This is a genomic window from Paenibacillus phytorum, from assembly GCF_013141715.1.
In the GTDB taxonomy this organism is placed as follows: domain Bacteria; phylum Bacillota; class Bacilli; order Paenibacillales; family NBRC-103111; genus Paenibacillus_E; species Paenibacillus_E phytorum.
The window spans coordinates 491839-508188 of sequence record NZ_WHOA01000241.1 but is presented as its reverse complement, the minus strand read 5'-3'; the positions used below and the strand labels follow the sequence as shown (position 1 = coordinate 508188).

Sequence of the window (16350 nt, the reverse complement as noted above, 5' to 3'; positions counted from 1 at the left end):
CTATCGGGTTAAAATTCACCGCTTTTATACCGGAAGTCGTTTTCTCATCCAACGAATCTGTCCCCGATGATTAATCTCATCCTCAAACACGTGGTACCACATGAAATAATGGTTAGCAGGCTGGTTTTGCCAGAATGGATGCTCCTCATATAACCAATCATCTGTCTTCGTCTTGAAAACATCATACGTTTTGCTGCGAACCTCGCTCAAGATGTTGAGATAATAGTCGAGGTTATTTCCTTTAATTTGGGCTCTTCCTTGATCCCCAAGCTCGAGGGCTGCTCCCCAGATTTTCATTTCTTCCTCGTTCAAGTCACGAAGCTCAAATGTCTCCAGCTGATAAGCAACCTCGACAGCAGCGAAGTGTAGCAGCAAAGAGCCGATGGAGTTGCTTGTCTCGTCGATTGTGTAGTCTAAATGCTCGGTTGTGAGTCCTTCCACACTTCTCAGTGTTGTAAATCTGGCGTAATTCATCATGGACATTAGCCTGCTAATTTGAGGCGCATAGCCTGGTATGTCTGTGATTAGTAGAAGATTAGGTGTATCGCGCATATGTACTTTCGCTCCTTGTTTAATCGTTAGAATTATCTTATTTAGATTCGTTCTTTTGGTAGATTTTCCCTGCTTATACTTTAAACGCCTCTCTCAAACTCCCCTTAAATCATCCCACTAGCCAAAATTCAAAAGTAACTGCCACTGCAACAACAACTAATTCCCTGTTCCCGTTGGAGTATTCGAACAATATTTGCTGTAAAACATGCAGTAAATTTCACGTGAGCTACTCTTCTCTCATGAATTACCTGCATTTCCTACATCAAATTCACCCGATATACTCCGTTTGAGCCTTTTGAGGCGAAATTAACTGCACATTTTGCAGGTAATCCCTCCAAAGGGTGTTCAATGCCAAATTTTGATGCACAAAATGCATGAAGTGTGATTTCATACCGCCCTCATGGTTGGTCGATAATCATTACATTTCCATCGTTATATCCAACGATTAATGAACTTACCATGCGAGTAAATAAGCCATTATCAACAACACCTGGAATTAAGTTGATTTGTTTATTTAGCTCTATTGGCTCTACTATTTTTTCAAAGTTACAATCTACAATTATGTTTCCGTTATCCGTAATATACTCCTTATCGTTCCTCATTCGTATCCTTGTGTCACATCCTAGTTCCTTTAGTTTATTTATTGTTAAATTTACAGCAAAGGGTACGATTTCGACCGGTAATGAAAATTGGCCTAAATGTTCTACTCGTTTTGATTCATCTATAATTACAAAAAATCTCTTACTATTAATTGCTAATATCTTCTCTCTGACTAATGCGCCGCCTCCGCCTTTTATTAAGTTTAAATGCGTATCAACCTCATCAGCACCATCGATCGTTATATCTATGAATTCTATTTCAGAAAATGGAACGATAGGAATTCCTAACTTTATTGCCAATTCTTCCGAGTCCCTAGAACTCGCCACGGCCCGTATACGAAGTCCTTCCTGTATTCTTTGAGCAATTTTTTGGATTGCCCAGTAAGCCGTAGATCCTGTACCTAATCCAACTACCATGCCATCTTCAATAAATTCAACAGCTTTCTCAGCCGCTAGTTTTTTGGGGTTCAGCATTTTCTATTCTCACTCCCTGAATTTAGGTTATTCCTTACCTTATTTTGCCCTCATCATTTCTGAATTACAATCTTTGTCATTGGAAAAGGAGTTCATATATTTTCGTGAATCCCCTACAAATTTCCTTTATATAAATAAAAAGAAGCCCAATCTCTCAGGCTTCTCTACTAATTCATGATGAATGCCGCTCATCTCCATACCACAATTCCCTGAACGTCGCACTCTGCCGCAGTAGTTCTTCCGAATTTCCTTCGGCCTCGATGCGACCTTCCTTCATCACAATGATGTGGTCCGCCCGCGATAGCGCCGTTTTGCGGTGGGATACGACCAGGCAGGTCGCGTCGCTTCGACGCTGGAACATCCGCTCCCACAGCTTCTGTTCCGTCTCGACGTCGAGCGCGCTCGACAGGTCGTCGAAGACGTACAGCTCGGCGTCGCGCACGAGCATGCGCGCTGCAGCCGTCCGCTGCGCTTGCCCGCCGGAGAGCTTCACCCCACGCGGGCCGATGACGGTGTCCAGCCCGCCAGGCAGCTGCGCGACGTCGAACTCCATCACCGCCGCGTGCAAAGCCATTTGCAAGCTATCGCCTTGCTCCGCTTGCCCGAGCAAAATATTGTTGCGCAGCGTATCGCTGTATAACCGCGGCACCTGCGCGGTATAAGCGCTCCGCGGCGGTGTAAAGAATGTGCCCGGATCTTCGACGGGCACACCATTCCACGCAATCGTTCCCTCTCCCTTAGGCAGCAGCCCAAGGAGTGAGCGAACAAGCGTGGTCTTGCCCGAACCAATCGTTCCCGTAATAACGGTGAACGATCCTCTTTTCAAGCTGAAGTGAATGTCCGAGATCCCTCTGCCTGTATCAGAGTAAGCGTAGCTCAGTCCATTCACATCAAGCCGCTGCAGCGAGGCTGCAAATCCGGTTTCTTGATTGAATTTTCCCTCTAACTTTGCTCCAACCGCGTATTCACGCTCTAAGCCTTTCTCTTTCGCCTCATCCGCGCTAAATCTCTCGAGTCCTTGCCCTATCTTTACCTCACTACCACCCTCACGCTCGAGTCCTTCGACCCGCTTTACCCCACCCAAACTTTCATCCTCTCTTCCCTTCTGAGCCAAAGGGATAACGGACACAGTAGCCACCGCCACTTTATTCTCCACCTTCAAATGCAATGAATTAACCATTGTAAGAACCTTAGCTGATGCCCCCTGCAAAAGAAACGTCAATCGCTCCAAGGACACACTCATCTGCTTAAAGTAAGTAATAAACTTTCCTACATTCGTAATAAACTGCGTAACAAAAGTTAAATAGTACACGAATAAAGCAAAATCTCCGACGGTAAACGTCCCAGCTCTCATTTTCGTTCCAGCCAGCAATAATATAAGTCCCGTCCCCAAATTAACCGAGTTAGAAAACACCGAATCCAGCAGTTCACCCATGAGCCGATCCTTCAGCATCGCTTTCCTACGATCGTCACCAAAGCTGCTGAACCGAGCGATCACTCGTTTCTCCGCACCGGCTACTTGAATCGCCTGCACATTGCCGAACATTTCGCTGATCTCTCCCGTTACCTTGGAGGTAGCTTCACGGCTAGCTGCGCGATATTTCTGTAAGCGAACCGTAGCCAACTGCGCAGCTGTTATAACAAGAACAATCGGCATAAACACAAGCAGAGTCATTTGAGCATCAATCCGAATCAGGATATAGCCCGATACGAGGGCAAAACAAGTCATCCCGAACACATCGACCGACCAGCTTGCTGCCTCTTCCGATTGATCGACATCATCTCGGAAATGGCTAATCGCTTCCCCCGGAGAAACGGGAATGGCCTGTGCCCCCGGCTGTTTTAATACATGCTCAAGCAAATTTCGTCTAAGCAGCATCCCCATACGAAAGCGAAAATTAACATCCGTAATAAAACCAATTACGATCAGCATAATGCGCCCTAAGGCTGCAGCCATTAACAAGGCGATCAGTCCCCATACACCATAACCCAGCGCCGACGTACCTGTCAGAGAATCAAAAAACTCTTTCGTTATAAGTCCAGGCGCAATCGGCGCCAAATAGATAACTGTCCAAGCAATGGCGTTAACCAGATACCGTATTGGCCGGTACATAATAAGCCGCCACAAATATTGATATGTATTCATGCCAACACCTCCTCTAAGCCTGTGGCAAGTAACTGGCTGAATCGAGAGTTCGGATCTGCGGCCAGATGCTCTCTTTTACCCGATTCCAACACGCGCCCATTATCCAGAATAAGAATATGATCCGCTCGTTGAACGGTTGTTAGACGATGCGCAATCATGATACAGGACCGCTGGGTCAATAGCTTGGATACCGCTTTTTCCATACGCTGCTCTGTCAGCGGGTCAAGTCTTGAAGAAGCTTCGTCCATGATCACAAGTCCGGGGTTCGTTAAGAAAACCCGTGCGAAGGCTAGCAGCTGCGCTTCTCCTGCAGATAGGCTTCCTCCTCCGGAGGCTAAACCTGTATTTAGCCCATCAGGCATTGCTTCGTACCACGCTCCAAGTCCAAGCTCCTTGAGTACTTCAATAATTTGTTCGTCCGTGATCGAATCGTCGTAGAAGGTTAGGTTATCTCGAATGGTCCCTTGCATAATTTCAATATTTTGCGTCACAAGAGCTACACGTTTACGTAGATCAACTAACTTACAACTCCGGATATCAGTACCACCAAGCGCGATACTCCCACTTTGAGGATCGTAAAAACGAAGCAGCAACCTTGCCATCGTTGACTTACCACTCCCCGTACGGCCAAGGAGTCCTAGGACTTCTCCCGGTTTCAGAGTCAGATTTAACTCCTCAATCGTAGGCTGATCCCCATCATAACTAAACGTGACATCACGGAATTCAACACTAAGCGGTCCTTCCGGTAACGGAGTCCCAGTCCCATCCTTAATCTCAGACTGGATAGCGAACAGCTCGCGTATACGCGAAATACTTGCGTCTGCCTTTTGCAAATCTTCCATTTGCGTACGAATCTTCTCAATTGGCTTGGCTAATAATTCCGTATAGAAGAAAATCAGATACACAGTACCTAGTGAGATATGCTGGGTGTGCCACAGATAAGCGCTAATACCAAACGCCATGGCATTGCCAAGCGCAAAGACGAAAATAGACATGTTCCACATCGCACAAAAACCGAGAAAGGCTTTCACCCGAAGCGGCAGCATTTTTCTAAGCATCGTATAGAAGCGATTCATAACGAACCCAACTGCACCATTGGCGCGGATATCCTCTGTACCTTCCAAGTGCTCACCAATAAAGCCATAAAACTCTGCATTCGCCTGCCGCCATCCCGCCCAAACTGGAACAGCGAATTTACGAATCCACTGAATCATAAAGACCGCAAAAATGACGAAAAAGGCCATCCCCGCTCCAATTAACCAATTTTCCCGAAGTAATAAAATAATGATGCCAGCCATCAAGAGCAAATTACCCAATAAATGAATGATCATGCTCGAGAAGAAATTGGCCAGTGCATTCACATCCCCATCTACACGTTCGATGAGCGAGCCTGATGTATGTGATTTATGAAATGACATATCCAGTGATAAACAATGAGCGGCAAGATCCACCCGCAGCTTATTCGTAGTTTTCCACCCTACATTTTCACTAAAATAGGTAGCAATGACGGAAACCAGCTGCTGAACAAGCGCAAAGCCAATAAACATAATCGCGGCTGTAATCAGTGGCTGCATAGCCCCTTGTGTTTGAGCGGTATCGATAAAATAGCGAATAATTTGCGGGTTGATGAGCTGAAGACCAATAGATGCGAATAAGAGCATCGTCAATACAATGAGCGTACCCTTTTGGGGGAACAAATATCGGCTAAGCAGCTCCGTATATTGCCCCATCGTGTTATGTTTTTTTTGTTTATGCTTCATAATGGAAGCGTCCTCCACTAATAGTTAATGACATTAATATTTAATACTACTAATCAATCAAACCATTTCTTATTTCGGAAAAACAAATACATACCGAAACCAATGCCGAACATGGTAAATAGAACAATAAAATATCCCCAACGCCAAGTAAGTTCCGGCATATTTTGAAAATTCATTCCATATATCCCAGCAATAAATGTCAGAGGCATGAAAATCGTCGTAATCACTGTTAAAGTCTTCATAATCGTATTCATACGATAGGAATTTATGGAAACATAACTATCTCGTATATCCGCAGTTAAATCTCGATTGGAGTCAATAATTTCTGATAGCTTAAGCAGATGGTCGTAGATGTCTGTAAAATAGACAACATGTTCTTTAAGACCTTCAATTTTTTCGGTATTAATAACACGATAGAGCAGATCCCTCATAGGAACAATTGTCTTTCTAATCTTTAATAGCTTTGCTCTTATTTCAAATATTTCGTTCATTAAGATGTGAACGGGAACACTTTTACCTCTTACTTCGATTTCATCTAACTGATCTTCAATTTGATATAGACTAGGGAAATATTCATCTACCAGCTTATCTATAATTAAATAGGCCGTGTATATAATGCCTTTCTCACTAAACTTTTGTTGTTCTGCCATGCGATGCCATGCCTCATCAATTTCCTTAGACGGTGAATAATGAAAAGTAACAATGAAGTTAGTCCCCCAGAACAAATCAACCTCTTCCGCAGCTAATGTTTCAGGATGCAAAACATGAAGGACAAAAAAATGAGTATCCTCATAATGATCTAGTTTAGGACGCTGCAGATAGTGATAGCAATCTTCAATAGCCAGTGGATGAAATTGAAAGTGCTTTTGTAAGAGTAAAGCTTCCTCCTTGGAAGGCGCATTGAAATCTACCCAGTACCGATCTATATTTGAATTTTTAAGCTCCTCTAATGAGGATACATGGATAATCTCCTGTTCTTCGTTAACAGCCAATATTCTAATCACTTGTGTCTCCCCCTTAATTCCCTATTCATTAACCTACAACAACGATTAAAGCTTGTCCATACACAACGGCAAAAAAGCCGCAATCCCTTGCGGCCCTCATTCCCCTATTCTTTTAAAACTAATTTCAAAAATATCTAGACGTAATCATCTTTTTCTTCGTATAAAACTCTACACCATCTTTGCCATTGGCATGCAAATCTCCATAGAAGGAGTCTTTCCAGCCTGAGAATGGGAAAAAGGCCATCGGAGCCGGTACGCCAACGTTTACGCCTAACATCCCAGCTTCTACTTCTTCTCGAAATTTGCGTATGGATTTGGCATTCTCCGTATAGATGACGGCCGAGTTGCCGAATCGCGATTGATTCACAAGCAGCAGTGCTTCGTCCAAATACTCAGCACGGAATAGAGACAAGACCGGGCCAAATATTTCCTCTTTCGCGATAGTCATATTCGGTTTCACATGATCAAATACCGTAGCTCCAAGGAAAAATCCTTCAGCCGAACAAGCCTCGGCATTTCTTCCATCTAATAGAAGCTCCGCTCCCTCCTCTATCCCTTTGTCAATAAAGGCTTCAATCCTGGTGCGCTGTTCGCCTCGAATGATCGGCGTGAGTGTTACTTCTTCCTTCATGCCATTGCCAATTACCATATTACGTGCTGCTTGATGAAGCTTATTTACGAAATTCTCCCCATCCCCAACAACCACGACTGCCGAGCAAGCCATGCATCTCTCCCCCGCGCTTCCAAAGGAAGACATGATAATATTCTCAACCGATTTTTCAACATGGGCATCTGGCATCACGATATGATAATTTTTGGCCCCTGCTAGCGCTTGCACACGTTTACCTGCTGAAGAAGCCTTCTCATAGACATATTTCGCAACTGGCTGCGAGCCTACGAATGAGATAGCTTTCACGGCGGGAGTCGTAGTCAGCGCATTGACGACATCATGTGCACCATGGACGATATTCAGCACCCCATCAGGAAGCCCCGCCTCCTGAAATAATGCCGCCAATTTCATTGCAGTCAGCGGTGTTCGCTCAGAAGGCTTTAAGACGAACGTGTTTCCACAAGCAATGGCTAAGGGAAACATCCAGCAAGGCACCATCATCGGAAAGTTAAAGGGTGTTATCCCCCCAACAACACCGAGCGGCACCCGAAAAAGCTCCGAGTCCATATCGGCAGATATGTTAGCCAATGTCGACCCCATCATATGCGAAGGCGTTCCGGCAGCAAATTCCACGCATTCGATCCCACGGAGCACCTCACCTAACGCTTCTTTATAACTTTTACCATTCTCTGATGTAATGAGCTCTGCTAGTTCTTGCTCATGCTCCTGCAATAACTGCCAGTAGTGAAACAATACTCTTGCTCGTTTGGGTACAGGTGTTCTGCTCCATGGTTCGAAGGCCGTTTGTGCTGCTAGGACAGCAGCTTCGACGTCTTCGGATGAAGAAAGCGGCACACGAGCGATGATTTCTCCTGTTGCCGGATTAATCACATCACTCACTGAACCGCTTTCTGAATCGATCCAAACACCATTTACGAAATTTTGTAAGAGTTTCATATTCGTTCATCTCCTGGTAGGAAGAATTTTTCCCAAAAGTCTTTGGACACATTGTATAATAGGTGAAATTACTATTCTATTACGTCAACTTTCCTTACATGAAGGTGGTGAACTCGCTTGGTACAGACACTCTTACAATTAACAGTGAAAGATATTTTGCAGAGACCGCTATTTCACAAAGCAGAAGCCATCGCAAGTGAGGAAGCTTTGAACCGAAAGGTACGTTGGATACATATCATGGAAGTGACCCAAGTTGGCCATCTACTCAATGGGAATGAGCTTATTCTAAGCACAGGCATTGGTTGGCATGATAACGAGGAGCTTAGTCTCTCCTTTTTGCAGCAGTTGATCGACTGCGGAGCTTCAGGATTATGTATTGAGCTCGGCACGTATACGAAACAGCCATTAGAACAGATGAAAAAGCTTGCCAGCCAAGAGAACTTTCCACTTATCTTTTTCCACGAAGAAGTTCGATATATTGACATTACGCAGGATCTGCATGCCTATTTCATCCATCAGCATCACAAAATGGTGTCAGATCTGGAATCCCTCTCCACCCAGCTGAATCAGTTACTCCTTTCGGGGAAAGGACTGCAGTCCCTCTTAAAGCTGCTGCATCAAACGACACACTCACAAGTCGCCTTCTTTCCCTTCGGCGCGGAGGCGCAGTTCGTCCCTGCCATGCCGAAAACGAAGGCCGATGCCTTTTATGAGAAATGGATTTATGGCGAGATCTTTCAACTTCCTAATGCCAAAAGCAAACTTGCCCATCGCCCTATTTTAGCCTTAGAACATTTGTTCGCAGACTTACTTTTGTATGCCGATCAAGAACTCAGTGAATTTCAAATCCTCGCCTTAGACAGGTTCGCAACGGCCATTGCACAAGAAATGATGCGTACGAAATATATGGAGGAGAAAACGCGGTACAAACAGAATCTCTGGGTCACAGATTGGCTGAACGGCAAACATACAGGGCAAGAAATTCGCGATTATATGTTCTCCATCAAACCCTCCATGAAGCTGAGCCAAACTATCGTCTGTCTATTTGACATCGTCTCAACAGCCGAACCCTCCAAAGACTACGAAGATATCCTTTTACAGAAGCAGATGATCGCCCGCGCTCTTTTCGAAGGTGAAGGTTTCTACCTCATGCCTACCATCATACACGATCAAATCGTATTCATCCTACTTGACCAATTGCCTACTACACCATGCAATGAACGAATTTCCAGAGCCATACAAAGACTTCAAAAATCAGAGGCTAATCAAGAAACAATCTTGCTCTCCCCTTGGTTCGGTATCGGGAAAACATTGAGTGACCCAACTCGTGTTAAGGAAAGCTATGAGACCGCCCAAGAAACGATTGAGATTCAGAAAGATACCGGAATGCTTGCAAGTCCTTTCTATCATGAGCAGCATGTGAACAAAGTGATTCTAAAAATGAAACAAACCGGTCTGCTGGAGTCATTCATTGATGAATACATTGGGAAATTAATTCAGTATGATCGAGAGAAAAATGGACAGCTTCTGAAGACATTGAACGTATATTTAGCGCTATGCGGATCCAAACAGGATACAGCCAAGGAGCTGTTTATCGTCCGGCAAACCCTGTACCACCGCCTGGACAAAATATCAGCGCTGCTTGGTGACGATTACATGCATCCACACAAGAGGATTGCTATTGAGCTCGCCCTACACGGCTACGAATACATGCATGGCGCAATAGTTTAAGCCTGCGTTTGCCCTTGTTTAAGGAGCAAGGACACATAATACTTTCTAGCATTCGCCGTCGTTAGATGCAGATTCGCCGTTTCACCGCCGGGATGTTCGAGATCGAGCCATGCTCCCTCCAGATCTTCCTTCACCCCGACGATTTTGAACTTCTGAGCCACGAAGTCATCCAGTTTCTGCTTCTCTAGCTTAAATTGCACATACTCAGACATGTGTGGCTCCCCCTTTGACAGCTTCTACATTCTTCGACTTTTCATCGCGTGAAGCTGCATGATATGTGGCTCGTTTCACGAATTGCCCGGCACCCGCCGTGCCTACGAATTGTTTATTCCGGATGACGTATTCGCCTCGAGACAGTACAGTGACAGGCTCCCCAGAGATCACGATGCCTTCAAATGGATTGTAATCCACATTCATATGGTGGGTTTCAGCTGAGATCGTCCGAGTTACGTTCGGATCAAAGATGACAATATCTGCATCGCATCCTATAGCGATAGTCCCTTTTTTGGGAAATAAGCCAAAAAGCTTCGCAATTCGCGTAGATACGATATCTACGAACTGATTCAACGTGATGCGGCCCTTCACTACGCCTTCTGAATATAGGATGGAGAATCGATCCTCAATGCAGGGTCCTCCATTCGGGATTTTGCTAAAATCGCCTAGTCCCAAGTCTTTTTGCCCGTTAAAGTTAAAAGAGCAGTGATCAGAACCGAGCGTCTGGAGCTGTCCATTTTTCAAAGCGGTCCACAGAGCCTCTTGGTGATACTGCGGTCTCAGCGGAGGCGACCAAACGTATTTTGCCCCTTCGAAATTCGGCTTTTCCAAATAGGTCTGATCCAGCATCAAGTACTGCGGGCACGTTTCCCCCCAGATATCAACACCATGATTCCGTGCTTCGGCAATCTGCTGAACGGCTTCCTCGCACGTCACATGAACAACATAAAGCTGAGAGCCTGCCAATGCAGTAAGCTTAGCCGCACGCCCTGTCGCTTCTCCTTCAATTAAAGATGGACGCGTTAGTGCATGGTAAATCGGATCCGTATTTCCCGCTTCCAGCGCTTCTTTAATCAAATATTCAATCACATCGCCGTTCTCTGCATGTACCATGACAAGTGCTCCGTGCCGCTTTGCCTCGATCAATGTCCTATACAGCGTGCCGTCGTCGGCTTGGAACACATTTTTATAAGCCATAAACACTTTGAGTGAGGTGATCCCCTCTTCGTGAATCATTTTCGGCAGCTCTGCCAGCACCTCATCGTTGATTTCTGCAATCATTAAATGAAATCCATAGTCAATGACGGCTTTGCCTGTGGCTTTTTGGTGCCAAGTTTGAACAGACTGACTCAGCGGTCTTCCTTTGTTCGTTAAACAGAAGTCAATGATCGTTGTCGTTCCACCGAAAGCAGCCGCTCTCGTACCGGTCTCGAAATCATCGGCTGTAACCGTGCCGCCAAAAGGCATGTCAAGATGGGTATGCGGATCAATACCGCCTGGGAACACGTAATGACCTGCGGCATCTACAATTTCTGCCCCTTCCTTGGAGAGGTTCAGACCTATTTGCGTAATGATCCCGTTCTCGATAAGGACGTCCGCCTGATACTGGTCAACAGCCGTCACGACCGTTCCGTTCTTAATGAGCTTGGACATGGTTACACAGCCTCCTTCTTGGTGGAATCTTTGTCTTCTGACAGCTTGGCGATAGCCTCCTGCCTTTCGTTCCACGTCATTGGCGCATCTGTTCCTGGTACCTCAATCATAGAAATGGCGCCTTCAACGGGACAAACAATCGCGCATAAGTTACATCCTACACAATCTTCTTCGCGTACTTGCAAATAAGACTGACCCTGATCACCGGTCAACATATCAATGCATTGATGAGACGTATCCTCGCAGGCAATATGGCATTTGTTGCAGTTGATACAGGTATCCGTGTCAATTCGTGCCACAACCGCATAGTTCAAATCCAAGTTCCCCCAATCGGAGTAGCGCGGAACGGATTTCCCGATCAATTCGGTGACGCTGGCGAGACCTTTTACATCCAAATAGTTGTTCAAGCCATCGATCATATCCTCCACAATGCGGAAACCATGGTGCATCGCCGCCGTACACACTTGAACACCCGTCGCGCCCATCAGCATGAACTCAACAGCATCTCGCCAATTGGAAATACCGCCAATGCCAGAAATAGGTACGCCAACCTCTGGATTTCGCGCACAATCTGCAACCATATGGAGGGCAATGGGTTTAACTGCCGGTCCGCAATACCCGCCATGCGAGCCCTTGCCCCCGACATGAGGAATCGTGTTCCACGAATCGATATCTACGCCTGCTAATGAGTTGATCGTATTGATCAACGAAATCGCATCCGCTCCGCCTCGAACCGCCGCCTTAGCTGTGCTTGTAATATCTGTGATGTTTGGTGTGAGCTTCACGATGACCGGCGTCGTCGCCGCTTCCTTCACCCACATCGTCTGCGCCTCCACGAGATCCGGCTGCTGCCCCGAAGCAGCGCCCATGCCGCGCTCAGCCATGCCGTGCGGGCAGCCAAAGTTCAGCTCCAAGCCGTCTACACCTACAGCTTCGACCTTTTTCACAATCTCATGCCATTTCTCGCGGTTCGGCTCTACCATCAGGGATACAATAATCGCATGATTCGGAAAGCGCTTCTTCGTCTCATAAATCTCTTTGAGATTGACTTCAAGCGGCCGATCGGTGATGAGTTCAATATTATTGAAGCCCGCAACGCGTTGTCCGTTGAAATGAATGGCGGCAAAGCGCGAAGACGTATTAATAATTGGATCACCAAGAGTTTTCCATACCGCTCCACCCCACCCCGCTTCGAAAGCACGCTGAACTTGATATCCCGTATTGGTTGGTGGAGCCGATGCCAACCAGAACGGATTAGGTGAAGCTATACCTGCCAGATTTATGCGTAAATCAGCCATGTTGAATCCCTCCCGATCCATTTAAATAGTCATTAAGCCGAAGCATTTTCCCTTTTCACCAGTTGATTATAAATAGCATAAGCCGTTTGTTTGCCTTGCTGAGCCGCCGATACAACCATGGCTTCTCCCTGTCCTTCTCCGAAAATGACGTCGCCCGCTGCATACACCTTGGGATTGGACGTTTGACCTGTTAATGGATCAACCGTAACGGTTCCTCGCGTGTGTGCAAGTTCGAATTGATCAATGAGGGAAACATGCCTCGTCTGTCCAATCGCTTTAATAACGGCATCTACCTCAATGATGATTTCTGAGCCTTCAACGGGAACCGGACGTTTGCGCCCCGCATCTACTTCCACTAGTTCCATGCGTAGGCATTCTAATGCTACGACATTCCCATTCGCATCCCCGATGATCCGTTTTGGAGCTGTAAGCCACTGAAACGCAACGCCATCCTGCTTAGCGAAATCATATTCAAAATCATACGCCGTCATCTCTTCCTGCGTACGCCGATAAACAATTTGCACCTTTTCAGCTCCTAGTCTCACTGAACACGTGGCCGCATCAATGGCTGTATTTCCCGCTCCAATGACCGCTACCCGCTTCCCAATGAGGAATGTATCCAGCTCTTGTTCTGTCTTCGTGGATTCAACAAAATCAATGGCGTCGTACACGCCCGTCAAGGCTTCGCCTTCAATACCGAGCATCGGAACCTTCGACATGCCCACAGCCAGAACTACAGCATCATAGTCGCCCAGTAAATCTGCGCTACTTATATCTATGCCAACTCGCGTACTCATGCGGAATTCCACACCTAACTGCCTAACCTGCTCGACTTCCCAAAGCGATATTTCCTGGGGCAGCCGAAACGAGACGATCCCATAGGTATCTAACCCTCCAGCCTGCTCCTTCGCCTCAAACACCGTAATCTTGAACCCGAAGCGGGCAAGCTCTCGAGCTGCCGATAAACCAGCAGGCCCGCCCCCAATCACAGCAACCGACTTCCCATTACTTGTCCCGGCCTTGAACAATATTTGTTCATTCTTGATTGCCCAATCTGTCGCATAGCGCTGTAAGTTGCCAATCAGGATAGGCTTGGACGAATGATTGAGTACACAAGCTCCTTCACATAGCTCTTCTGTGGGACATACCCTTGAACAAGAGGCCCCTACCGGATTCGCATCCATGATCGTGCGTGCGGAGCCTTTGAGATTGCCTGAAGCAATCTTTTTGATAAATGAGGGAATATCAATACCGGTTGGACAGGCACGAATGCAAGGAGCATCATAACAAAATAAGCAGCGGTTCGATTCCTCGATCGCCTCTTTCGGCTTCATGCCAGATTTGACCTCGGCGAAATTGCGTTTCAAATCGGTTAAGGAAATAAATGTTGAACTCATCTTCGCTCCCCCTCCCACGCTTATAAGCTAACGATTTGATCATAGGTTTCAGGCCTGCGATCCCGATAAAATTGCCAAACATTGCGGACTTCACGGATTAACTCTTTGTCCATTTCGCCGATGACCACTTCATCTTGATCTCGACTTCCGATGGAAACGATTGAACCACGCGGATCCACCAAGTAAGATTGACCATAGAATTCTCCCATGTTCCACGGAGCTTCGAGACCAACACGATTAATGGCACCGACATAATACCCATTGGCCACGGCGTGGGCTGGCTGCTCGAGCTTCCAGAGATACTCGGATGTCCCCGCTACTGTAGCGGACGGATTGAACACAATCTCAGCTCCACCGAGTCCAAGAACCCTTGCTCCTTCTGGGAAATGGCGATCGTAACAGATGTAAACCCCAACTTTAGCAAACGCTGTATCGAACACGGGGTAGCCCAGATTACCTGGTTTAAAATAATATTTCTCCCAGAACCCACAAGATCCGCCGCCTGCCGCCACGTGCGGAATGTGATGCTTGCGATATTTTCCCAAATAGGTACCATCAGCATCGATCACTGCAGCCGTATTGTAGTACGAAGCGATGCCTTCTCGCTCATAAATGGGAAGGATGATGACAACTCCGAGTTCCTTCGCCAATTCCTGAAAAAGCATAGTCGTTGGCCCCTTCGGTATTTCCTCTGCGGCATCATACCACCTTGTTGTTTGCTCTGCGCAGAAATAAGGGCCGTAGAAAATTTCTTGCAAAGAAATAATTTGTGCGCCCTGCTGCGCCGCTTTACGAACCAATGCGATATGCTTTTGTATCGCCGCTTCTTTGTGCTTGGCCACAGCCTCATCGCCATGTACATCATGCGAGGTTTGAATGAGGCCAATTATCACCTTGCTCATGGCTGAAGTCCCCCCTTTTCCGTGGCGACCCGGCGTGCGGTGCGGTATAAAAGCTCCGTGCCCAGCGTAATGTCCTCTGGACTAGCATATTCTTTGGGATTGTGACTGATGCCTTCGAGGCATCGAACGAAAATCATCCCATAATCACACACATAGGACATGGTGAGCGAATCATGGAAAGGTCCGCTCATCAGCTCTGGCGGGGTCAACCCCATCAGAGCTGCTTCCTGATGCAGGTTTTGCTTGATCCAATTCGCGCAGTAGCGGGGTTCACTGTTCGTATCTTCGCGTATCGTATAGGTGAGACCATGCTCACGCGATACATTTTCGATCACGCTGAGCAGCTCCGCTTCAACCGCATTGCGACGCCGTAAATCAATGTCCCGCAAGTCAATGGTGAAGGATACCTTCTCTGGGATGATATTGCGGGAATCAGGAAACACCGAGAGCGAACCCACCGTACCAACAGTCGGTGCACCTGGCTCCTGCCGCACTAACTCATTGAGCGCCACAATGATTTTGGCACAGCCTAGAAGCGCGTCTTGGCGCATAGACATCGGCACCGAACCCGCGTGCCCAGCGAAGCCGATCATCTCCACGGTGAGCCATAATGGACCAGAGATTCCGCTGACGATACCAATCGGAGCATCGAGTGACTCTAAGACCGGACCTTGCTCGATGTGCAGCTCCAGAAAAGCGCCAATCCGACCTTCTTGGTACTCATAGCTCTCGAAGTCAGCAGGTTCGCACCCGAACTGAACCAAAGCTTCCCTGCGTGTAATACCATTTTTGTCCGTACGCTCCAACTCATTTGCTTCAAGCTTTCCGGTCATTCCTCGAACGCCGAAAAGCCCTTTGTTGAAGCGACAGCCCTCTTCATCACAGAAAGCCACAACTTCAATATTACATTCTGGCGCTATCCCTTCCTCCACTAGCGTTTGGACCACTTCAATCGCACCAAGTACACCAATCGCACCATCAAATCTACCGCCATAAGGCTGCGAATCCACATGAGAGCCTAGCATGAGAACCGGTGCATTCGGATTGCTCCCTTTAAGTACACCAATTAAGTTGGCGAATGGATCGATTGAAGCTTCCATCCCAGCTTCTTGCATCCAGCTTTTAACTAGTTCCACGCCTTCTCGATCTTCTTTGGACAAAGCAAGCCTGCATACGCCCGTTTCCCCGATTTTCCCGATTTGAGCGAGCTCCTGAATACGCCGTTGCAGTCGTGAAGCGTTAATTTGTATCTGAGGTGCACTAGGCAAGACCT

The 16350-nt window shown here is 46.8% G+C and carries 13 protein-coding genes; 1 reads left to right on the top strand and 12 read right to left on the bottom strand.

Annotated elements, in window-relative coordinates:
- Nucleotides 1-24 precede the first annotated feature (24 nt).
- From GC098_RS35610 to GC098_RS35585, 6 genes are all read right to left on the bottom strand, one after another.
- The gene (locus GC098_RS35610) at nt 25-552 is read right to left on the bottom strand and encodes a DinB family protein (RefSeq protein WP_171649017.1); all 528 of its coding nucleotides are present in this window, start codon (nt 550-552) and stop codon (nt 25-27) included.
- 398 nt (nt 553-950) lie between these two features.
- Complete coding sequence (rpiA, locus tag GC098_RS35605) at nt 951-1622, bottom strand: ribose-5-phosphate isomerase RpiA (RefSeq protein ID WP_171649098.1); 672 nt, start codon at nt 1620-1622, stop codon at nt 951-953.
- Nucleotides 1623-1797: 175 nt separating this feature from the next.
- Nucleotides 1798-3771: an ABC transporter ATP-binding protein gene (locus GC098_RS35600; RefSeq protein ID WP_171649015.1), complete on the bottom strand. Its 1974-nt coding sequence runs from the start codon at nt 3769-3771 to the stop codon at nt 1798-1800.
- Entirely contained in the window at nt 3768-5531 is a 1764-nt protein-coding gene (locus GC098_RS35595) for an ABC transporter ATP-binding protein (protein ID WP_171649013.1), read from the bottom strand. The genes GC098_RS35600 and GC098_RS35595 overlap by 4 nt, the downstream gene beginning before the upstream one ends.
- 53 nt (nt 5532-5584) lie before the next feature.
- Nucleotides 5585-6535 (bottom strand): magnesium/cobalt transporter CorA, encoded by a 951-nt coding sequence (corA, locus tag GC098_RS35590; RefSeq protein ID WP_171649011.1) that lies wholly within the window; start codon nt 6533-6535, stop codon nt 5585-5587.
- Nucleotides 6536-6659: 124 nt separating this feature from the next.
- Complete coding sequence (locus tag GC098_RS35585; RefSeq protein WP_171649009.1) at nt 6660-8102, bottom strand: CoA-acylating methylmalonate-semialdehyde dehydrogenase; 1443 nt, start codon at nt 8100-8102, stop codon at nt 6660-6662.
- Nucleotides 8103-8219: 117 nt separating this feature from the next.
- Between GC098_RS35585 and GC098_RS35580 the strand changes: the two genes are divergently transcribed.
- Nucleotides 8220-9833 (top strand): PucR family transcriptional regulator, encoded by a 1614-nt coding sequence (locus GC098_RS35580; RefSeq protein WP_171649007.1) that lies wholly within the window; start codon nt 8220-8222, stop codon nt 9831-9833.
- Here the strand turns inward: GC098_RS35580 and GC098_RS35575 are convergent.
- Genes GC098_RS35575 through GC098_RS35550 form a run of 6 tightly spaced genes read right to left on the bottom strand, consistent with a single transcriptional unit; the run spans nt 9830 to nt 16345 of the window.
- On the bottom strand, nt 9830-10045 hold the full coding sequence (locus tag GC098_RS35575; protein WP_171649005.1) for a hypothetical protein: 216 nt from the start codon (nt 10043-10045) through the stop codon (nt 9830-9832). The genes GC098_RS35580 and GC098_RS35575 overlap by 4 nt on opposite strands.
- Complete coding sequence (gene hydA, locus GC098_RS35570) at nt 10038-11480, bottom strand: dihydropyrimidinase (protein ID WP_171649003.1); 1443 nt, start codon at nt 11478-11480, stop codon at nt 10038-10040. The genes GC098_RS35575 and hydA overlap by 8 nt, the downstream gene beginning before the upstream one ends.
- A 2-nt stretch (nt 11481-11482) precedes the next feature.
- Nucleotides 11483-12778 carry an NAD-dependent dihydropyrimidine dehydrogenase subunit PreA gene (gene preA, locus GC098_RS35565; protein ID WP_171649001.1) on the bottom strand — a complete coding sequence of 432 codons (1296 nt, stop codon included), beginning with the start codon at nt 12776-12778 and terminating at the stop codon, nt 11483-11485.
- 32 nt (nt 12779-12810) lie between these two features.
- Entirely contained in the window at nt 12811-14175 is a 1365-nt protein-coding gene (locus GC098_RS35560) for an NAD(P)-dependent oxidoreductase (RefSeq protein WP_171648999.1), read from the bottom strand.
- Nucleotides 14176-14195: 20 nt separating this feature from the next.
- Entirely contained in the window at nt 14196-15077 is an 882-nt protein-coding gene (locus GC098_RS35555; protein ID WP_171648997.1) for a nitrilase-related carbon-nitrogen hydrolase, read from the bottom strand.
- Nucleotides 15074-16345, bottom strand: coding sequence for a M20 family metallo-hydrolase (locus GC098_RS35550; RefSeq protein ID WP_216625522.1), 1272 nt, complete (start codon nt 16343-16345; stop codon nt 15074-15076). Before GC098_RS35550 ends, GC098_RS35555 begins: the two co-directional genes overlap by 4 nt.
- Nucleotides 16346-16350: the final 5 nt, after the last annotated feature.